The sequence below is a fragment of the Chryseobacterium formosense genome (assembly GCF_900116415.1).
GTDB lineage: Bacteria > Bacteroidota > Bacteroidia > Flavobacteriales > Weeksellaceae > Chryseobacterium > Chryseobacterium formosense.
Map to the genome: position 1 here is coordinate 1 of NZ_FPAP01000002.1, position 20,737 is coordinate 20,737.

Genomic DNA, 20,737 nt, shown 5'->3' on the forward strand with positions numbered 1-20,737 from the left:
AAAAATGCGTCTGTTGAAGGTTAATAGTTTTATTCATCTTTGTTCATCATATTTTGTGTTTGGTTTAATTCTGCAAATCTAAAATATTTTAAATTTACTTCAAAATAATTCACTGTACTTTTTCTCATAATCTATTGACTATTAGTCAATAATACAAATGTAATCCTGTGCAGCGACAGAACTCGTCGTGTCTGAAATATGTTATACTGAAAAAATAAGGTTGAAAACAGTAAAAAAAGATTGGTGATATTTGAAAAGCACCAATAATAAAGAAATCGGTTATCTTAAAAACAAAAAATCCTCTGAAACAGAAGTTCCAGAGGATTTAGAGTACCCCAGACGGGACTTGAACCCGTACATCCTTGCGGATACAGGATTTTAAGTCCTGCGTGTCTACCAATTCCACCACCAGGGCATGGTGTGGAGCGAAAAACGGGATTCGAACCCGCGACCCCAACCTTGGCAAGGTTGTGCTCTACCAGCTGAGCTATTTTCGCAATCGTAGTGCGGATGAAGGGACTCGAACCCCCACGCCTCACGGCACCAGATCCTAAGTCTGGCGTGGCTACCAATTACACCACATCCGCATTATTATTGAGTTATTTTAAAGAACTTGTTTCGTTTTTGTGAGTGCAAATATAGGGCAATTTTCTTTACTTCCAAGCATTTTCCGAAAAAAAATTAATTTTTTGCAAAATTTATTTGAAACCATTTTTTTTAAATTTCATTTTACTACTTTTACACCGATAATATTTACGATATGGAATTACAAGGAACAGTAAAGAAAATCACTGATGTTCAAACATTTGCGAGTGGTTTCCAAAAAAGAGAAATGGTTATTCTTACACAAGAGCAGTATCCGCAGCCAATCAACATCGAATTTTTACAGGATAAAATAAATTTGCTGGATTCTTTAAAAGAAGGAGAAAATGTGAAGGTAGGAATCAACATCAGAGGAAGAGAATGGGTTTCACCACAGGGAGAAACTAAATATTTCAACTCTATTACAGGGTGGAGAGTAGAAAAAGTTTCTGATAATGCATCAGAGCCTACACAAGCTGCTCCGTCTCAATCTGCTTCTCCGGTATCCAACGAGAATCCTTTTGCAGGTGACGATGATGATGATTTGCCATTTTAATTAAAAATAAATCAAATAACAATCCTGCTTTTTGAAAGTAGGATTTTTTTTCCTCTACATGGTTCGATTAGACGAAAACGAAATTTCATTTCCCGATCCTGCTCAATATGACGGTCACGAAGGTATCATTGCTTTCGGCGGAGATCTATCGTTGGAAAGAATCTGGTTTGCTTATCGGAACGGAATTTTTCCATGGTTTGATCCGGGTGATGAAATTCTGTGGTGGTGTCCCGATCCTAGATTTGTACTGTTTCCTGATGAACTGAAGGTTTCAAAATCGATGAGAAAAATTTTAAATAAAAAAGTTTTTACCGTTACCGAAAACCAGAATTTCAGCGAAGTCATCAAAAGTTGTCGTGAGATCAACCGTAAAGGACAGGAAGGAACCTGGCTTTCTGATGAGTTAATGGAAACTTTTATTACCCTTCATCAATATGGCGTTGCAAGAAGTGTGGAAGTCTGGCAAAACGATGAACTTGTCGGCGGATTGTACGGCTTACAAATCGGAAAAGTTTTCTGTGGCGAAAGTATGTTTTCGAAAGTAAGCAATGCTTCCAAAGCAGGATTTATCCATTTTGTAGAAACGCATAAAAACGAATTTAAATTGATTGATTGCCAGTCTCACACCGATCATTTAGAAAGTCTGGGAGCGAGAATGATTCCTAAAAAAGATTTTTTGAAAATTTTACACGAAAACAATGAACGCAGATAAAGAAAAATGGCTTCTTCTGATTTTACTGAGTTTAATCTGGGGCTCTTCATTTATTTTAATTAAAAAATCCTTAGAACATTTCACTCCGTATCAAGTTGGTGCATTAAGGGTTTTGATTGCCGGAATCATTTTAATGCCCGTTGCGATTTCAAAATATAAGCTTTTCCCCAAGAAACATCTGAAATGGCTTATTTTGGCTGCTTTTACAGGAAATTTCATCCCGATGTTCCTCTTTCCTATTGCAGAAACCGAAATCAGCAGTACTATTGCAGGAATTATCAATTCGATGATGCCGATTTTTGTGATTATTGTAGGTGCTTTAGCCTGGAAATTTGAAACAACACAACGACAGATTACAGGAGTTATTATAAGCTTTACGGGAGTTTGTTTATTGGCTTTTGGCGGTGATGACGGAGCACAATTTAAATTATTCCCAATTCTTTTGCTGCTTTTAGCAACTTTGTGTTACGCAATCAGTACAACAACGGTAAAATCGAAGCTGATGGATGTTTCATCAACTGTTTTATCGGCATTTGTATTTTCTTTTGTCTTGTTTTTACCGTCGCTTATTTCATTGGTATCGACAGGTTTTATTTCCACATTTACGTTTAACCGAGAAAATATGATAGGATTAGGGTTTGTAAGCCTTCTTTCTATTTTCGGAACCGGATTGGCGATGATGATGAATTACCGACTGTTGAAAGTTTCTACTCCGCTATTTGCTTCTACGGTTACCTTGCTAATGCCGATTGTCGCAATTATCTGGGGTCTTTTAGATGGCGAAAAACTGACTTCTTTACAGTTTGCAGGAGCAAGTGTCATTATTGCCGGATTGATCTTTTTAAGAGCTAAAACTGTAGTTAAAAAGTAAGATAATTTATTTAAACGCAACGAACACAAAGTATACTAATCATTTGGAAAATATTTTTCGTTCGCAAAGGCTTTTGACTTCGTCGAATCTTCGATTTCATCCAGCAAAGAAAAACAAAAATCCCGCATCGCTGCAGGATTTTATTATTTAATGTATGCTGAAGAGTGACAATTTAAAACTTCAAATTTCCGTCACCCAGCTTCCAGCCTAAAGATTTTTCTTCTTAACCTTTGCTTTAGCTTTTTTCACTTCATCTTTGATGTAAGGATATTTTTTCTGCATATCACTGATTAATGAAGGATCTAATTCTAAAGCTTTTTCCAGAGATTCACTGCCTTTTTCATTGTTTCTCAAATTAAAATAGCAGTTACTCAGCTGATAAAACAATTCCGCTCTGTAATGATGCTTTAAAGCTATATTTAAAACCGTCACGGCTTCTTCATATTCGCCAACCAACATCAAAACTTCAGAATAAGCGTACCAATTGTAAAACCTTGAAGGTTCTGCGTCTACCAGTTTCTTCAGGCAAGAAAGACTTTCTTCAAACTTACCGGAATCGATGAACAAAAATGCCAATCTTTTCTGATAATCAAGGTTGCTGTCATTCAGCAAAGTTGCTTCTTTTGCGAAATGTAAAGCTTCCGGCATTCCGCCCATTTCTTCATAAAGATAAGACTGCTCCATCATGGCAAGATAAAACTGCGGGTCTTCTCTCAATGATTTCTGGAAAGAATTTAAAGCTACAATCGGTTGCTTTAAAGCTTTATAGCACAATCCGATTTTGTAAAATGTAAATGCTTTAGTATATTCCAATTCAAGCATTTCTTCATATACTTCAATCGCTTTTTTATATTGGTTTAAAGCTTCATAACAAGCTGCTTTGCTCGCATAAACTCCAACTGAGCTGGAATTTATCGCCAACATATAATCGAAACCTTTAATGGCTTCTTCGTAATTTTTTCTGTTGAAGTAATATTGTCCATACTCGCTCCATGCAATTTCTGAATACGGAAAATCATCTAGATATGCATTCAGAAAAGCAATTGCCTCTTCACCCTTATTCAAATCATTGAAGCAGACCATTGCATTTTCCAAAGAATATTCATCCATTGGATCGTGTTTAAGTGCTTGCTGATAATGTTTAAGAGCGTTAAAAGGATCTCCCAGGTTCACATATTCGTCTGCAATAAAATTATTGAGGAAGTTTTCCTCTTCCTGCAATTCCAGGGCTTTTTTGCAGATTTCAATGGATTTTTTAGGATTTCCAAGATTCGAATAATACTTGGCGTAGCAAACCAAAAAGTCTGTATTCTCCATAGAAGAACCTTTTAACTCATCGATTAATTCCTTCGCCGTATTATAATCTTCCCACTCCAGTAGAACTTCAAGTTTTTTTATTTTGATGTCTAAAGAATTGGGATGGAGTTTAAGACCGTAATTGACCGCCATGTCGGCATAATTAAAATCCCCAAGCTCCAAATAATAAACAATAACATCTTCTAACTCTTCTGTATCAAAGTAGAATTCATCATTGTTTTCCATCATTTCCTCGAACTTTTTTACCAGTTCATTTCCAAAGTATTCTTCCAATATCTTCTTCTGTGTATTTACAACGTTAAAAATTCCTTACTAACATTGTAAAACAATTTTTATTAATTATTAAAAAACCAAATCTCTTTAATTTTATTGATTAAAGTGTCATTAATTTTTATTAAAGTTAATGAATTTAAATTTCATTTTGATTTCTTCTGTTATCGAAAAAAGAGATTATTTGAATTTTATTTTTCACTAGTTTATAGGTCACAGAGAAATTTTCTAAAATCAGAGGTTTGATTTATTGTGCTCTATCCAAAATTTATAGATTAAATCAAACTCGCGTAATGCTTTTTTCGTCCATTCTATCTTAATCATTTACCGTAAGATTTCAAAAAATCTTCATGAGAAACAATATTTCCGTCTTCTATATCTTTCAAACCGTCTTCAATCATTTTTTTTTCGGCATCAGAAATATCGTTCCACCAAGATTTCTCTTCTTTTCTGATTTTCGAAATCTTATCTATTATCCTTAAATCATCGATAGAAGAAAGCCAATGTATCAACTCTAGCTTTTTAGTTTGAAGTTCTAAATTAATGTCCATCTTGCAATCTTTTATTTAAAGTTATAAAATTTATTTAAATCAAACTTCTGATTTTCGCAATCATATCATCACCCAGTTTGTCGGCTTCTTCCTGAGATTTAGCCTCTGTATAAATTCTGATAATCGGTTCTGTATTCGATTTTCTCAAATGAACCCAGTTGTTTTCAAAATCTATTTTTACGCCGTCTACCGTAGAAACCTCTTCATTTTGATACTCTTTTTCCATTTTAGTTAAAAGAGAATCTACATCAATCTCCGGAGTCAGCTCTATTTTCTTTTTACCCATGAAATAACTTGGATAACCAGCTCTTAGTTCTGAAACTGTTTTGTTTTCTTTTGCCAAATGCGTTAAAAATAAAGCAACACCAACCAAAGAATCTCTTCCATAATGAAGGTCAGGATAGATAATTCCACCGTTTCCTTCACCACCAATTACAGCATTTTTTTCTTTCATTAAATTCACTACATTCACTTCTCCTACTGCACTTGCAAAATATTCTGAGTTATGAGTCTTCGCTACATCCCTCAAAGCACGGCTTGAAGAAAGGTTTGAAATCGCTACTCCATTTTTATTTTTCAACAAATAATCTGCAACAGCAACCAAAGTATATTCTTCGCCAAACATTTCGCCTTTTTCGTCAATAAGAGCCAATCTGTCAACATCCGGATCTACAACAACGCCAAAATCTGCATTTTCTTTCTTTACAAGTTCACAAATATCTCCTAAATGCTCTTTCAAAGGTTCAGGATTATGAGGAAATTGTCCGTTTGGTTCGCAGTATAATTTTACCGTTTCACAACCTAATTTATCTAAAAGCATCGGAATGGCAATTCCGCCTGTAGAATTTACGGCATCCAGAACAATTTTATATTTTTTAGCTTTAATGGCATCAACATCTACCATTGGTAAATCTAAAATCTGCTGAATATGAATATCAAAAGCATCTTCTCTGGTTTCGTAAGAACCCAAATCATCTACATCGGCATAGTTGAAATCTTCGCTTTCAGCCAAAGCTAAAACTTCAGCACCATTTTCTCCGCTGATGAATTCTCCTTTGTCATTTAATAATTTTAAAGCATTCCATTGTTTCGGGTTGTGAGAAGCGGTTAAGATTATTCCGCCATCTGCATTCAATTCAGGAACCATTACCTCAACAGTCGGAGTTGTAGAAAGTCCCAAATCGATTACATTAATTCCTAATCCCTGCAATGTTGCAGTAACCAAAGAATTAACCATCGAGCCCGAGATTCTTGCATCACGACCAATAATTAAAGTTAAATCTTTTTTATTTTTATTATTCTGAAGCCAGGTTCCGAAAGCTGACGCAAATTTCACAACATCAAGCGGTGTTAAATTATCACCAACTTTACCACCAATCGTTCCGCGAATTCCCGAAATACTTTTTATTAATGACATTTTGTTTAAATTTTATTTTTCTGATTATTAAGATTATGCAAAGTGCATTTTTATTTTTAATAATTCAAAAAGTGTAGATTATTTTTAGTTTAATTTTCAGTTTGCAAAGATACTGAAAAGACAACCAACTTATAAGATTGGAATCTTTTTCTGAATTTTTTTATAATTTCTTTCAACAACTTTGGGAGGCGGAAAGCGGTAACCTATGTACAGAAGCCCATAAGTATTGTTGTTTTCTACGGTAGAGTTTTCTTTTTCATCATAAGCCGTAGCATTAAAATTCAGCTTCCCTCCAAATAAAAATCGATCAGAATTATATCCTACGTGTAAACCTCCCGATCCTTTTGCCGTTATATATTGCTCATTTTGTTTTGGGCCCATTGTTCCGTTTTCCAAAGTATCTTTGAAACTTGTAAATTTTCCGCCGAAACCTATGGTTAAGTATGGTGCAATATTTACCTTTTCGGCAATCACCCAATTGTAAAAATATCCGATGTTTGCTCCGAAATTGTATTGATATTCTTTGCTTTTCAAACCATTAATCGTATTGCTGAAAATTGTAAAATCATAATCTAAAAACGGAACCCAGCTTCCTTTGCTATTTTTCTGCCATTCCCCTTGTGTATATAGGTTTTTCAACGAAAAATCGTTGTTTAAAATATAGGCTGTAGAGCCGCCAAAAGTCTGAACCCTTAAATCCGGAAATTTAATATAAGGATCTGTATCTTTTTGCCACCCCGGAAGAAGATCCTGCATATTTTCGACATAAAATCCTTTTACATTTTTATAATATAGGGTTTGTACAAATCTTTGAGGAAAAAATCTAAAACTGAAATTGGTATAAGAGCTGTTTCCTTTTCTTTCGTCGTCATTATTTCCCGGAAAAAATCGGGGAGTGAAAGATAAAGTTGCACTTATGATCTTGTAATCTATAGATAACGATGCCTTTGTTTTGTTATTGATGGAAAGTATGGTTTCGTTTAAATTTTCTTCATCACCTTCAGAAAAAGTGTAATTTTCTACATTCGTATCAAAATTAGCACGAATCATCACTTTATCTGCGTAGGAAATAATTGTTGCAGAATCTGCTTTATTCTGTGCGTTTACACTCAGAAATAGGAGACTTATGCAAAAAAGTATGACGCGTTTAATCAAGCAAATTTGTTTAAAATCAGGGTTAAATTACTACAAATTATTCAGATTCTACGAACATCCACAATCTTTATCGCAGGCAGATCTTTTAGAACTAAACTTCTTGGGCGCAAAGTTTTTCCTGAGCAGCTTAAAAAGCGAATAACAGGCAAATGCAACCACAAGTGCGACAATTACATATTGAAAAATTAATGATGTACTCATTATTTTAAGATTTGATAAACAAACATCGACACAAAATATGCCAAACCGGTCATCATTGCTACCTGAAAACCAGTCCATTTCCAGCTTTTGGTTTCTCTGTAGACTACTGCAAGTGTAGAAACACACTGCATTGCAAATGCGTAAAACAACAATACCGAAACCCCTGTTGCAAAGTTGAAGACCTTTTCGCCGTTCGGTTTTACATCCTGTCTCATCTTATCGATTACTTTTCCTTCCGGAGCATCATCATCCAAGCTGTATAAAGTAGACATCGTTCCTACGAAAACCTCTCTTGCGACGAAACTTGTAAGAATTCCCACTCCCATTTTCCAGTCATAACCAAGAGGTTCGATAGCCGGCTCGATAAATTTCCCCATTCTTGCTAAATACGAATGGTCTAATTCAACATCAGTTGCAACTACCTCATCAGGATTTTGTTTCGGCCCGAAATAACTTAAAACCCAAATGATAATACTTACGATAAAAATAATTTTTCCTGCTCCAGTAATAAAATCCCAGACTTTCCCTAAAACCAATTTAAAATCGTACCCGAAAAGTGGTTTTTTATACGTCGGCAAATCCATCACAAGATATGTTTTACCGTCTTCTTTAATAAAGTTTTTAAGAATGGCTGCAGATAATAAAGCTACAAAAAATCCTAAAAGATACATTCCCAAAAGAACTAACGCTTTGTATTGAATTCCAAATATGGTGGCATCGGAAATAATAAGACCAATGATAATGCTATAAACAGGAAGTCTTGCAGAACAAGTCATGAACGGTGTTACCAAAATCGTAAGCAATCGTTCCTTTAAATTTTCAATATTTCTTGTTGAAATTACCGCCGGAATTGCACAGGCTGTCCCAGAAACCAATGGTACGATGCTTTTTCCGTTTAGTCCGAATGGTCTTAAAATTCTGTCCATCAGGAAAACAACTCTCGCCATATATCCTGAATCTTCCAGTAAATAAAGAAAATACAATAAAATTCCGATTTGTGGGGCAAAGATGATAATTCCGCCTAAACCAGGAATAATTCCTTGTGAAACCAATGAATTGATAGGACCTTCAGGAAGATGTGTTGATGAAAATTCAGAAAGCCACGCAAAAGCTTCATCAATCCAGTTCATCGGATATTCTGCCAAGAAATAAACGCACTGGAAAATAATTAAAAGGATAAATAAGAAAACAACATATCCCCAGAATTTATGAACCAGAACTTTATCTAATTTTTCGGTCAAAAGTTCTTTAAACTGAGCTTTTTTAGTAATAACATTTGCTAAAATCTTGTCTGCATTCTGGTAACGTCTCACGGTTTCCTGAACCTGAAGTCTTTTCGGAACTATATTTTTTGATTCAGAATCTGAATCTTTACCAAGAGTAAGATTGATCCATGCGTGATAATCATGCTCTGAATCTGTTTTAAGAAGATTTTTATGTTCTACAGGAATTTCAAAGCCGGCTTTTTCAGAAGTCATAAATTCGTTGTTGAAAACCGCTTCTTTAATCGCTTCTATTCCTATCTGTTCTTTTGCATTCGTCTGAATGACTTTTATGTTTAACGCCTGAGAAAGTTTTTCTACATCAATATGAATACCTCTTCTTTCCGCCTGATCGATTTGATTTAAAACCAAAATCATAGGAATTCCCAAATCCTGAATCTGTTGAAACAACAACAAGCCTCTTTTCAAACTTAATGCTTCCAGAATATAAACCACTCCGGAATAGTTTTTTTGCCCGTCGATAAGAAATTTAGAAAAAATAGCCTCATCTTCAGAACTCGGATAGATGCTGTAAGAACCGGGAAGATCTACAATCTCAACCTCTTCATTTTTATATGAATAATTCCCTGAATGACTCGATACTGTAACGCCTGCATAATTTCCCGTTTTCTGCTTTTTGTTGGACAGCGCATTAAAAACGGTAGATTTTCCTACATTCGGATTTCCTACTAAAAGGATCTGTTTGTTGTTATTTTCCTGCATTAATCAAATCTTCTACAATGATAAAATCTCCTTCTTCTTTACGCAAGGCAATACGGCTTTTTTCTTCACCAAATTCTACATAAAGCGGTCCGCCAAAAGGAGCCTGATACAAAATTTTAAAAAGTGTGTCCGGAAGAAGTCCCATTTCTATAATTTTGGCAGGCATTTTCAGTCCATCATTTTCATAACCCACGATTTTCCCGATTATATTTTTCGGGAAGCTGCTTAATGTATTTGATTGAATATCCTTCAAGACCCTTGATTTTTTGTGACTGCAAATATAGTTATTTAAATTTAATCTAAATAACGCTAGTTTTCATATTTAAAGGCAGTTAGATTTACAATATATTTAAGTATTAATAAAAATAAACCCAAACACATTACTGGATTTGGGTTTATTTTAAATATAGTTTAGTTGATATGAATGTTATTTTTTCTTTTTGTTTTCTGCTGCTGCATTTAGCTCAATAGAATTATTGTTTTCTTTTAGTTGTTTTTTTAGTCTGTCTTCAGCATCTCTCATCATCTGAGAAATCGAAGTTCCATCCGGCATTTTTGCATCAGCAGGAATCATTGCCATCTGTGATCTTATGCTTCCGAAAGGATCTTTTTTATAAGCAGCATACATAGTTTCGAATTTATCTCTGTTTACTTCAAGATTATTTTTCCCCTGCCCAAACTGCTTCATCAGCTTTTCGCCATAACTTTCGGGTTCGTAATTGGCAATTTTTTTGTTTCCTTTAAGCTCCCATGAATAATTTTTCGCATCATCTTCCACTTTTACAATCAGTCCCGGTAATCCTTTAAATTTATACGGTCCATCCTGGAATGGAACATCCGTAGTAAACCAAGCCACCCAGTTTCTTCCACCATAAGTAGTTGTCGCTTTTTGTGCATTATATTCTCCAATTTTAGCTTTATCTCCTAAAATTTTCCATTCAAAAGGCTTATCGTCTTTATAACTTACTTTATCCTGAAGAATATAGTCTGCATAAGAAATATCCATTGCAGGATAAGTTTTTGTAATGGTATGCGAGAACTTCGGTTGTTTTATAGATTTTGAAAGATCTTTGAAAGTTCCTGCTTTCTGCATTGCTTCAACCTCAACTTTCAGAATAGAATCCTGAGAAACCGCAAGATAATCTCTGTAAATAGATTTATCTTTTGTAATATCCAAGATCATCATCTCCTTATTCTTTTTTTCTAAAGAATCTTTATTTGGGGCATACGTTAATTCGTAAAAGAAACGGTTTGCTGTTTCCTGCGCATTTGCCATTGCAAAAACGGCGATCAATACTATTGAAAATATATTTTTCATTTTCTAAAGGGTTTATACTATTAGTTCGCAATGGTGTGTTTTTGTTACAGAATTTTTCAAATTTTTATTAATAAAAGTTTTTAGCTCTTCTAAAAGTTTTAATTTTAAGCTTACCTAAAAACAAAATATATGGACACTTTAAAACAACTAAGAGACGAGCTGAAAGCTGAGTATCAGACAACAAAAAGATTTTTAGAAATCTATCCTGATGACAAAAATGAATATGCTCCACATTCGAAAAGCATGAAAATGATGCATCTTGCCACCCACATTACGGAAGTTTTTGGCTGGGCAGGATTTATGCTGAATACTTCTGAACTTGATTTTGCCAAAAGCGGAATGGAACCTAAAGTTTTAACGACAAAAAACGAATTGCTTCAGGTTTTGGATGAAAACTATAAAGCTAGTGAAGAAGCATTGGAAAAAGCTTCAGAGCAAGATCTTGAGCCAAGATGGGCATTAAAAAATGACGGTCACGAACTGGCTTCCTGGACAAAATATGAAGCGATTCGCCACAGTTTAAACCAAATTACCCATCATAGAGCACAGCTGGGAGTTTATTACAGGCTGAATGATATTGATCTTCCCGGAAGCTATGGCCCGACTGCAGATCATCCAAATTTTTAAAAAGATTAAAAACAAAAAACCAATCTCGCTGAGATTGGTTTTTCAATATTTATTTAAAATTGAATTTTACGGTAAACATGACCTGGCTTGGTCGAAGTTGCATGGTTGTATATCTTACTGCATTCTGAGATGCTAAAATATCATACGTTTCAAAAACTTTACGATTGGCTATATTCATCCATTTCAATTCAAAGTCAATTTTCTTTTTTGCCCACGAAAACTGGTATGAAAGATCAAAAAATGCATTATCAAACTTTCGTGTACCATCACTAGAATTTACCTGATCCCAAGCAAACCCAATTGTATGATTTTCTAATGGATAAAGAAATGCCGCAAGATTATGATTAAATCCTTTATTTGTAGCCAATCTTCCTCCATTAGGGAGACCAACATTCTCCTGCTTGTTTCTAGAAAAACTTACATTATAGTCAATACTCATCCAGCTAAAATAAGTGTTATTAAATTTCAAACCATAAGATTGATTATTGTTTTGGCTTTCATATTGAATATTGTTAAAAAACGCATCAGAAACAGTATCCGAATTTCTATAGTTAACTGATAAATTAGTTTTAAACTTAGGAAAATACTTTCCAATTTCACCGCTAAAGCTATTGCTTGTTGAAGTATTATCCTGATTTCTGTATTGAATCAAAGTAAATCCTGTAGTAGGATCTAAAACCGGAGAAGACAATAGGTTTCGTTTTGTATCGCTTATTCTGTAATTTAAATTAAAAAATAAGTTATTCAGAGGATTTCTGTATTCTATTCGTGAGCCTGCAGTCTTTGTATTAATTTCAGGGATCGGATTATTTGCATCCATTACATTAAATCCTGCGGGACTCAGCAACATATAACCTGCATAAGCAGTTTGTATATCTCCAAAATTATTGCTGATGTTTCCGGTAAGACTTGCTTTCCAAAAAGAAGCAAAATTATATTGCACAAAAGCATTTGGAGTAAATGTTGTTTTGCTTAACGATTTTGAAACTCCTCTTACATCATCTTGAGCTTTAATGCTATTAAAATTCACGGGTAAATTTGCAAATAAGCTCCATGCATCATTTTTATAATTAATACCAAGTGAAGCTGAAGGTACTATTTCTGTAAATTCAAGATTATTTTCATACAAAGAGCTTGCGAAATCTGGTGGGGCAACGGTTGGAATAAGAGGATCTTGAACTGCTAAACCGTCAAAATTCGTATTTAATTTATTGGTTGAATAATCAAATCCTACTTCCGGAGTAAAAGTCCATCCCTTTTTTGTAAAACTGATGTTAGCCGAATGAGAAGTATCTAGTGTTTTTATTCTGAAATCTTGTACCGCTCTCGTTCCGGGAGCAAAATTTATCGTTGCATATTGGTCCGGATCAGTTGGATTTGTCTTAGGAAGTAAATATGGTAAAGGTAACTGCAGATAATTTGCAGGTGAAATGCTCAAAGTCTGGTTGTCATCTTGATAATTTATGTATGATTTTAAATTTACCATTTTCTCTTTCCACGGAATAATGGTGCTCAATGAGTTTTGAAAAGAAGAAGTTGGAGATTGCAAAGATTGATCACCTATTCTTCCAACTCTCGTAGCAACTGCCCTATCTGCATTCCAGAACTGCGAAAAAGTCGTTGTATTTTTGAAGAACCCTTTTTTTGCATTTTTAGTGAAAATTAATTCTCCTTTTAATTTATCCGTGTAAAAATTATTTCTTGTTGAAGTTGTAATAGTCGAGCCAGCTTGATCCTGTGTTGGTGCGTACACTGTTTGCACATTATCTTCTCTTTCAACACTGTTATTGGTGTAATTAGCGTTAGCTTTAAACTCCCATTCTTTTTTATTATCAATATTGGTAAGATAGTTTGCTGATAGATAATGCACATTGTTAAATAAATATCTTCTTACCGGAAGATTAGGTGTATTTGCATTTTCTACGTTTAGCCAATCATTTTGTGCAGCATTTCCTCTTCTTCCTTCCCAAGAACTTCCGAAGCCTATAATATTACCTTCATTTTCTACCTGCTCTCCCATATTGTTGGTCTTGTAGTTGGCTACCCACTGACTTTTTTGTCCGAAAAACATAGGTGTAAGTTTCACATTCCAAAGCCATGGATCGCCGAAACCAGTGCCGACTTCGCCTCGACCGGTCATGGTAACAGAGTTTTTAAGTTTAATATTTATCGCTGCCGCATCAGAAGGAATCTTTCCCTGCAACATTTTTACGGGTTGGTGATTTTCTAAAACCTCAACTTTTTGTACGGCATCTTTAGGCAGGGAGTTGTTGATGGTTCCATACCCTCCTTCCATTAAATCTTTTCCGTTGACATAAAATTTATTAATTGCATTTCCCTGATAAAGGATAGATCCGTCTGCATTTACTTCAATCCCCGGAATTTTTTTCATCACATCGGCTAAAGTACGGTCGCTTTTGCTGTCGAAAGCTTTCAGGTCGTAGGCGATGGTGTCACCTCTTGAAGTAATCATTTTTGTTTTCAGCTGCACCTCTTTGATTTCGGTTGCTTCAGACTGCATTTTGAATGTTAAAGTCTGATCGCTATTGCTGATCTGTTTAATGATTGGTTTTTGGTTGAACGCCTTCACTTTTAAGTCCACATTAGATTCTGCAGAAGTAAATGTTACTTTGTATTCACCTTTAGAATTGGTAATTCCGTATGCAAGAATCGCATCTTTCCCTGGTTCCTCAATCGTTACACTTGCGCTTGGAATCGCAATGCCGTCTTCATCAGTAATCTTCCCGGAAACTGTTTTTTGTGCAAAAACTATTGCAGAGAAAAAAATCATCAGAAAGAGGTAAATTTTTCCTTTCATAATTTATTATTTGAGTAATTAGTTATTTATTAATGTTTTTTGTTACACTTTATAGAGATATAAATTTTCAGGAATAGTTAAATTTAAAAAATTATCACTACAAACATAGTTATAAAAACAAATATCATTACGCTTCTTTTGTAAAATTTAACTTTTGAAGAGCAAATTTTAACATCAATATTCAAAAGCAAATAAAAAATCACCATTTAATGAATATTTTTTTCAATGTTTATTTAAATTTTAATTACTAAAAATCCTTGAATTATAAGGTAAAAGCTATGTTTATTTCGACTGAATAAAAACGTGATGAACATCATAGATTAAAAATATCTTAAAGAAGATACTGTATTTAAATATTTAATAATTTTGTAACATAAATTTTTACAAGAATGGGAGTTATCCTCAAACCGATAGATATTGTAGACGATATTACAAAAGAAGAGTTCTTTGAAAAATATCTGAAGCCAAGAAAGCCTGTTGTCATCAAAAATATGGCAAGAAAATGGCCGGCATATCAGAAATGGACAATGGAATATGTGAAGGAAGTGGTAGGAGACGTAGTGGTTCCTCTATATGACAGTGCAAAGGCAGATCCGGCTGCACCCATCAATACTCCTACTACGGAAATGAAATTTGCAGATTATATCGATTTGATCCAGAGAGAACCTACCGATTTGCGTATTTTCTTTTTTGATCCTATAAAACGCGCCAATAAGCTTCTTGAAGATTATATTTCTCCTTCGGATCTTATGGGTGGATTTCTCGATAAATATCCTTCCATGTTTTTTGGTGGAAAAGGTTCTGTAACATTTCTTCATTACGACATAGACTTAGCCCATATTTTCCATACTCATTTTAATGGGAGAAAGCACGTATTGCTATTCGAATACAAATGGAAAGAAAGATTGTACAAATTGCCTTATGCAACTTATGCATTAGAAGATTTTGATATTTCTAATCCTGACTTTGAAAAATTTCCGGCACTGGATGGTGTGGAAGGAATTGAATGTTTTCTGGAGCATGGCGACACTTTATTTATGCCAACCGGATGGTGGCACTGGATGAAATATCTTGACGGAAGTTTCTCTCTGTCACTTCGCGCATGGGACAAATCGTGGGCCGTAAAAGCCAATTCTCTGTGGAATCTCACCGTTCAGAGAAATTTCGATAATATCATGAAAGGTCAGTTCAAAAAGAAATACATGGACTGGAAAGAGAAAAAAGCTGTAGAAAGAGCCAACTATGCACTGAAAAAAGGCTTGCCAAAAAGATAGTTTCAAACAAAAAACAAAATGTTTAAATAAGGCCTTTCTGTAGTGGGAAGGCCTATAATATTTCTTCCAGTTTCTCAAACAGCGGTATAATCGATTTGCCTTTTTCGGTAAGGTAATATTCAATGTGGAGAGGTTTCTTTCTGATCACGATTTTCTCCAGCACTTCAGCTTCTGTCAGATCTTTCAATGCAATCGCCAAAGATTGTTTATTTGCACCATTTATTTCACGCAACAAAGTATTAAACCTCAGCGAAGATTTTGTAGCTAGAAGAAAAATTTCAGGTTTTAGCTTACCGGAGAAAAGCTTCAAAAGCCTTTGTACAGGACAAGGATTTGAATTATCATTTGTGTGTGTAGTAGTCATATTTTTTTTACTTATTGTAAAGTTAGACCAAAAGGTTAATCTTTGTATAAAATTAATCTTTTTTACAATAAGTCTAATAGTCTATCTATTAAATATATCTAAAAATTATTAACTCTAAAAACACATTATGAAATGAAAAAAAAATCTATTTTAAAATTTCTATTTTTGGTTTTGGGTCTTGCACACATCCCCATTTATTCTCAGAATATAGTGGATCTCGACCCGAATATTGAAGTTACGCAAACAGCTAATCAAAAGGGTGCTGTTGTGATAAAAGGTAATTTCAACAAACCAGTAACTTCTGATCACGTCGTGGTTACGATAAAGTACAAAGATGCTGTCGGAAACTGGATTCCGGTATGGCACAAAACATTTATCGCGGCCAATACATTTAGCCAAAATTTAACGGCAACATTTGAATTACCTGCATCTGCTGCAAGTTTACAAAACATCAAGATTGAACTAAGTTCTAATTCAAGTCTTTCAAACTGGTCGTCAATCATCTGGCAAAAAACGGTATCACATTACAAACAGTCTGACTATACAACCGGAAAATGTCAGCTGGATGAAAATGATTATACATATTTGTTTACCCCAAAAACCAACGGAACCATTGTATTAAACCCCAATGGAACGGTTGCAAATGTAAAAGACAGGGTAACTTCTCAGCATTTAGCAAAAAAACTTGATAACATTGCTTTATCAATCAATGCAAACGGTACATTGGATACGTCAAATCCTGATGCACCAGTTATAAATATTACCAACCCGAACAATTTAGCTACCATCGCAAGTTCTCAGAAATATATTTATCAGGGAAGCGATACAAGCCCATGGGAATATTCTTATCATGATCCCGTATATATGTTTGCAGGAAAATTTTCGAATGCCGGGTTTTTCATTAATTTTAGTAATTGGATAATGCCTCCGGAAGAAGGTGGCGAACAAGCGGGTAGAGGATATTTAGATTTTAAAAATCCCACTGCTTTAGTAAATAGGTATTTTAATCTTTATAATTATATCACCGAACAACTTAATAATGTAATTACAGACCAAGAACCTGTAGTAATCGTTATTAGTAAAGTTACAGGGCTAAGAGTGTACAAAGCCAATGGAAGCTATGTTACTATTAACGCAATGAGTAACTATAGTACAGCTAATGATTACGGTTATCCACCTTTAAACAATAAAGACAGAGGTCCCGGATCCGAAAATTTCTTTTTAGGAGATACTTCACAAGCTTCCCTTTACGGAGTCGGGGCAATCAGAAACAGACAGGTAACTCCGGCTTGGAACGGTACTTCAAGACCATTATCTGAAATTGAAACTGAAATCAATAAGTTTATTAATTATGTAGGGGTTTTTGGTAATACTGTAAATCCTGATACCGCAGCTTGTATCACCATCAATCCGGGAGCACAACCCGATGCTGTCGACTGGACAAAAGCACCAAACAGCTATGTTTTCACGGGTAAAGATAAAGATGGTAACAATGTAGACGGATTGTATATTCCTGTGAAAAAAGCTTACGAAATGTGGAGAAACGGAAATTACATGAAAGGAAGCACCATTCCTTCAGGTGTAATATCTGCCGATGTTTTGTGGGAAGACAATATGGGGCTTATAAAATCTAAAGAAAACTATGCTTTGGATATTGTTGGCAGCGGAGAAAATGCAGAGATAAAAATTCCTGTAAACAAAGTAAAAGAAGGAAACGCCGTTATTACATACAAAATAGACGGAGTTGTATATTGGTCGTGGCATGTTTGGGTAACCGATGATCCGACAAATGGTTCAACCTATAAAAGTTATGATGATATAAAAAGAGAACTCAGCGATGGTACGATAGAAACGATTCCGAATTCTGATTGGGGTTGGATGGATAGAAATCTTGGCGCTCTTGGCGGAACTTTGAATGGGGATGGTTGGAACAGAAGCGGCGGATTGATGTACCAATGGGGAAGAAAAGACCCTTTCCCTTCACTGACAAATAATGACGCAAGTTTCTACCAGATAACGGGAAGCATAGGAAAGGTTGTTTATGATGATGCAGCGGCAAGACTAAAGTATTCGAACAGTCCATTTAATGATTATAAAAACTTTAATAGTTTAATAAAATTCATTAATAAATCAACTGCAGAAATAAAAGAAAATATCAGAGAATCTGTAAAAAATCCTTTGAGTCTGATCTATGTAGCTGATGACGGAACTACAACACCAGCTGTATATAGCACTATATCAGGTGTTCCATATTATTATAACTGGTTCGGGCAGGTTACGGGATTACAGATCAATGAACTAAGCAAAACAAATTTATGGTCAGATAATTCTTTAGGAATACAGGCAACAGATATTTCAGTTCCGCAACCTTATAGAAATAAATCATCTTATGACCCATGTCCGAACAGATGGAGACTTCCATCGGCATTGGTTGCTTCGTCAACCAAAAATGTAAGAATGGACTTTACGCCTTTTGGACCTAAAGTAAGCAGCCCTCTTTCAGCTTTAAATGGAGTACAATCAAATATTCCTCCGGGACTGTCTAACTTAAAACCATATCTTGCTGGCATAAAAGTATATCCTCAATATGGTTTTGACATGACTAATGTAGCGGGCAACAACATCGGTATATTCCCGGGAACAGGATGGATTGGAAGAGGAAAAAGCGGCGATGGCAGATATCATACGAAAGCAACATTTACAGACCAACTTGAAACCTATTTATGGACCTCAACGATGACTACTTTTGGAGATATTTCATCAATAGCAGGTGCCCTGAGATTAATTCCTTCTGCAGATCAGATTGCTAATAATTATCAGCCTGACGCAGCCAACTATCCGAATGTGTATGGTTTGTACAGCTACAAACCCGCAGACGACTATCCAACAAATGATGCACACGCCTGTAGATGTATAAAAGATCCTCTGTTTGTAAAAAACAACTATGATTTCCAAACTAAGTTTTTCAGTGAAACTGAAACATATAAAACAGGATTAGATAATCCAAATAGTTACATGATTACAAAATCTGGTACAGATCAGATCATTTCAATCCCGGTAAGCAAGGCTTTCTCTGCGCAGAGCAATTATTTAGGAAATACTCAAATTTTAAATCCATCAAGCTTTAATGATTTAAAAGCGAACGTACTTTGGACAGATAATAACGGTTTAATCACTCAATTAACCATTGATAACCCGTCTTCAAAAGATGCTAATATAAATGTAAAAATAAATGCAAATAAGGCTGGAAATGCTGTTGTTACATTACATAATGGCTCTATCACTAATCCCGCATACTGGAGCTGGCATATCTGGGTGACAAATACTCCCATTAATTCTGTTACGTATGTAAATGATACGCCTATAACCACAGATAATTATGTGAATTATACGCCGTATGGTACAATCATGAAAACCACGATTATGGATAGAAACTTAGGAGCCATTGACACTACACCAACTTCTTATTCAAAATCGGCAGCGGAAATGCTTCAGTTAAATAATTCTCAGGGATTACATTACCAATGGGGAAGAAAAGACCCTTTACCAACATTCACTAATGTAGCACCACTTCTTTCTAAATTTAATGTATTTACCGGCAGTACCAATAATGGTATTGTTACATATTCTACTTTGACAGAAGCTAGCTATATTTCTGGAAATGTAGTGAACTATGACACTTACAAGAGCAGCATTAATACAGCTGATAAAATAGATGTAAGAATAGAAAAAATACTTGGATATTCTGTAGCAAATCCGCTAAAGTTTATGATGCCGAATGTAAAATATCCAACCCGTACAGATATTAATTATATTCTTGGTTCCGACTGGTTATTTGATACTAATTATCATGGTTTATATGCTGAAAGATGGGGCGTTGGCGAAAAGAAATCTGTTTTTGACCCTTGTCCAAGCGGATGGAGAATACCAGAGACCGGAACAAGTCCTACAAAATCTTCGCCTTGGAGTTTGAAAAACAATCCGGAGTATATTGCTTATTCAGGCAGTGACGGTCAACCTGTTGGCGGTTCTGAAATAGGCTATTACGGATCGGTTATTTCTCACATCCCATCAGGAACGAATCCTTATGGTAGAACGGTAGGTTTTATATTTAATAATAGTCTGTACAATACTGGCAATTATCCAAAGGGCTATATCCGAGGCAAAAGAACTGTATTATATACGGCATCTTTAACCAGTGAAATTGATCCTAATGTTCCTGGTATTCCAGGCGGAATCTGGTATGCCAATTTACAACAAAACCTTACCGGAAGAGGCACTTATATGAACTTCGACAGATTCTCCAGAATCCTTGTGAAATATACAGATGTAGATCCTTACGCAGCAATGAATTGCAGATGTGTAAAGCAGGAAGATAACGGAACGACAAGAGGTCCTTTACCTGGTATTCCTGTAGCTCCAAACACAGGTGGTCAGGCTAAGACCGCTTTCACAAAAGAAGTGATTGAAGAAAAAGTAAAAGCAGAAAAATTAGCTTTGTATCCTAATCCTGTGAGAGACATTCTGCACATTGATGCAAAAGATGATAAAGATTACTATTATCAGATTTATAACATGTCTGGACAACTTGTAAGAGAAGGAAAATTTGAAAACAAACAAACTAACATTTCTTCTTTAACCACAGGAGCTTATTTAGTTCGAATAAATAATTCCGAGCTTATTGTAAAGATCATTAAACAATAACTTTTTTGCAAAAAC

Annotated in this window: 15 protein-coding genes and 3 tRNA genes; 6 read left to right on the plus strand and 12 right to left on the minus strand. The window is 35.0% G+C overall.

The window, feature by feature from the left end; all coding sequences use genetic code 11:
- Nucleotides 1-331: 331 nt before the first annotated feature.
- From BM371_RS06150 to BM371_RS06160, 3 genes are all read right to left on the minus strand, one after another.
- Nucleotides 332-415: transfer RNA gene (locus BM371_RS06150), tRNA-Leu, on the minus strand.
- Between the two features lie 6 nt (nucleotides 416-421).
- A tRNA-Gly gene (locus BM371_RS06155) sits at nucleotides 422-497 on the minus strand.
- A gap of 8 nt (nucleotides 498-505) precedes the next feature.
- Nucleotides 506-587 (minus strand) — tRNA-Leu (locus BM371_RS06160).
- Nucleotides 588-760: 173 nt separating this feature from the next.
- Here BM371_RS06160 and BM371_RS06165 point away from each other — a divergent pair.
- Genes BM371_RS06165 through BM371_RS06175 form a run of 3 tightly spaced genes read left to right on the plus strand, consistent with a single transcriptional unit; the run spans nucleotide 761 to nucleotide 2,721 of the window.
- Nucleotides 761-1,138 (plus strand): DUF3127 domain-containing protein, encoded by a 378-nt coding sequence (locus BM371_RS06165; protein WP_047481855.1) that lies wholly within the window; start codon nucleotides 761-763, stop codon nucleotides 1,136-1,138.
- A 58-nt stretch (nucleotides 1,139-1,196) separates the two neighbouring features.
- The gene (gene aat / locus BM371_RS06170; RefSeq protein WP_074958621.1) at nucleotides 1,197-1,850 is read left to right on the plus strand and encodes a leucyl/phenylalanyl-tRNA--protein transferase; all 654 of its coding nucleotides are present in this window, start codon (nucleotides 1,197-1,199) and stop codon (nucleotides 1,848-1,850) included.
- Nucleotides 1,837-2,721 (plus strand): DMT family transporter, encoded by an 885-nt coding sequence (locus BM371_RS06175; protein WP_074958624.1) that lies wholly within the window; start codon nucleotides 1,837-1,839, stop codon nucleotides 2,719-2,721. Before aat ends, BM371_RS06175 begins: the two co-directional genes overlap by 14 nt.
- 207 nt (nucleotides 2,722-2,928) lie before the next feature.
- On the opposite strand, the gene BM371_RS06180 is transcribed toward BM371_RS06175, so the two are convergent.
- The 7 genes from BM371_RS06180 to BM371_RS06210 form a co-directional block, all read right to left on the minus strand.
- A complete protein-coding gene (locus BM371_RS06180) occupies nucleotides 2,929-4,311 on the minus strand; it encodes a tetratricopeptide repeat protein (protein ID WP_074958627.1) in 1,383 nt (460 codons plus the stop codon).
- A gap of 317 nt (nucleotides 4,312-4,628) precedes the next feature.
- Nucleotides 4,629-4,859, minus strand: coding sequence for a hypothetical protein (locus BM371_RS06185; protein ID WP_083206755.1), 231 nt, complete (start codon nucleotides 4,857-4,859; stop codon nucleotides 4,629-4,631).
- A 34-nt stretch (nucleotides 4,860-4,893) separates the two neighbouring features.
- Nucleotides 4,894-6,276 (minus strand): phosphoglucosamine mutase, encoded by a 1,383-nt coding sequence (gene glmM / locus BM371_RS06190; protein WP_074958630.1) that lies wholly within the window; start codon nucleotides 6,274-6,276, stop codon nucleotides 4,894-4,896.
- Between the two features lie 129 nt (nucleotides 6,277-6,405).
- The gene (locus BM371_RS06195; RefSeq protein WP_074958633.1) at nucleotides 6,406-7,431 is read right to left on the minus strand and encodes a DUF4421 family protein; all 1,026 of its coding nucleotides are present in this window, start codon (nucleotides 7,429-7,431) and stop codon (nucleotides 6,406-6,408) included.
- 200 nt (nucleotides 7,432-7,631) lie between these two features.
- Nucleotides 7,632-9,617: a ferrous iron transport protein B gene (gene feoB / locus BM371_RS06200; RefSeq protein ID WP_074958636.1), complete on the minus strand. Its 1,986-nt coding sequence runs from the start codon at nucleotides 9,615-9,617 to the stop codon at nucleotides 7,632-7,634.
- Nucleotides 9,604-9,870, minus strand: coding sequence for a FeoA family protein (locus tag BM371_RS06205; protein ID WP_394334184.1), 267 nt, complete (start codon nucleotides 9,868-9,870; stop codon nucleotides 9,604-9,606). The genes feoB and BM371_RS06205 overlap by 14 nt, the downstream gene beginning before the upstream one ends.
- Before the next feature lie 174 nt (nucleotides 9,871-10,044).
- Nucleotides 10,045-10,935, minus strand: a complete 891-nt coding sequence (locus BM371_RS06210; protein ID WP_034672964.1) for a GLPGLI family protein — start codon at nucleotides 10,933-10,935, stop codon at nucleotides 10,045-10,047.
- Nucleotides 10,936-11,064: 129 nt separating this feature from the next.
- On the opposite strand from BM371_RS06210, the gene BM371_RS06215 reads away from it, so the two are divergent.
- Nucleotides 11,065-11,562, plus strand: coding sequence for a DinB family protein (locus tag BM371_RS06215; protein ID WP_034672961.1), 498 nt, complete (start codon nucleotides 11,065-11,067; stop codon nucleotides 11,560-11,562).
- A gap of 49 nt (nucleotides 11,563-11,611) precedes the next feature.
- Here the strand turns inward: BM371_RS06215 and BM371_RS06220 are convergent, their stop codons facing one another.
- Nucleotides 11,612-14,380 (minus strand): carboxypeptidase-like regulatory domain-containing protein, encoded by a 2,769-nt coding sequence (locus BM371_RS06220; RefSeq protein WP_034672959.1) that lies wholly within the window; start codon nucleotides 14,378-14,380, stop codon nucleotides 11,612-11,614.
- A gap of 389 nt (nucleotides 14,381-14,769) precedes the next feature.
- Between BM371_RS06220 and BM371_RS06225 the strand changes: the two genes are divergently transcribed.
- Entirely contained in the window at nucleotides 14,770-15,654 is an 885-nt protein-coding gene (locus tag BM371_RS06225; protein ID WP_034672956.1) for a cupin-like domain-containing protein, read from the plus strand.
- Between the two features lie 52 nt (nucleotides 15,655-15,706).
- Here BM371_RS06225 and BM371_RS06230 read toward each other — a convergent pair whose 3' ends face one another.
- Nucleotides 15,707-16,018 carry a winged helix-turn-helix transcriptional regulator gene (locus BM371_RS06230; protein ID WP_034672954.1) on the minus strand — a complete coding sequence of 104 codons (312 nt, stop codon included), beginning with the start codon at nucleotides 16,016-16,018 and terminating at the stop codon, nucleotides 15,707-15,709.
- A gap of 132 nt (nucleotides 16,019-16,150) precedes the next feature.
- On the opposite strand from BM371_RS06230, the gene BM371_RS06235 reads away from it, so the two are divergent.
- Nucleotides 16,151-20,722, plus strand: a complete 4,572-nt coding sequence (locus tag BM371_RS06235) for a T9SS type A sorting domain-containing protein (protein WP_034672952.1) — start codon at nucleotides 16,151-16,153, stop codon at nucleotides 20,720-20,722.
- Nucleotides 20,723-20,737 lie beyond the last annotated feature (15 nt).

What these genes read in the sequence shown, in the direction of transcription:
- BM371_RS06225 (WP_034672956.1), top strand. Translation starts at nt 14,770, where the DNA reads ATGGGAGTTATCCTCAAACCGATAGATATTGTAGACGATATTACAAAA.
- BM371_RS06185 (WP_083206755.1), bottom strand. Translation starts at nt 4,859, where the DNA reads ATGGACATTAATTTAGAACTTCAAACTAAAAAGCTAGAGTTGATACAT.
- BM371_RS06175 (WP_074958624.1), top strand. Translation starts at nt 1,837, where the DNA reads ATGAACGCAGATAAAGAAAAATGGCTTCTTCTGATTTTACTGAGTTTA.
- BM371_RS06230 (WP_034672954.1), bottom strand. Translation starts at nt 16,018, where the DNA reads ATGACTACTACACACACAAATGATAATTCAAATCCTTGTCCTGTACAA.
- feoB (WP_074958636.1), bottom strand. Translation starts at nt 9,617, where the DNA reads ATGCAGGAAAATAACAACAAACAGATCCTTTTAGTAGGAAATCCGAAT.
- BM371_RS06210 (WP_034672964.1), bottom strand. Translation starts at nt 10,935, where the DNA reads ATGAAAAATATATTTTCAATAGTATTGATCGCCGTTTTTGCAATGGCA.
- BM371_RS06235 (WP_034672952.1), top strand. Translation starts at nt 16,151, where the DNA reads ATGAAAAAAAAATCTATTTTAAAATTTCTATTTTTGGTTTTGGGTCTT.
- BM371_RS06215 (WP_034672961.1), top strand. Translation starts at nt 11,065, where the DNA reads ATGGACACTTTAAAACAACTAAGAGACGAGCTGAAAGCTGAGTATCAG.
- BM371_RS06165 (WP_047481855.1), top strand. Translation starts at nt 761, where the DNA reads ATGGAATTACAAGGAACAGTAAAGAAAATCACTGATGTTCAAACATTT.
- aat (WP_074958621.1), top strand. Translation starts at nt 1,197, where the DNA reads ATGGTTCGATTAGACGAAAACGAAATTTCATTTCCCGATCCTGCTCAA.
- glmM (WP_074958630.1), bottom strand. Translation starts at nt 6,276, where the DNA reads ATGTCATTAATAAAAAGTATTTCGGGAATTCGCGGAACGATTGGTGGT.
- BM371_RS06220 (WP_034672959.1), bottom strand. Translation starts at nt 14,380, where the DNA reads ATGAAAGGAAAAATTTACCTCTTTCTGATGATTTTTTTCTCTGCAATA.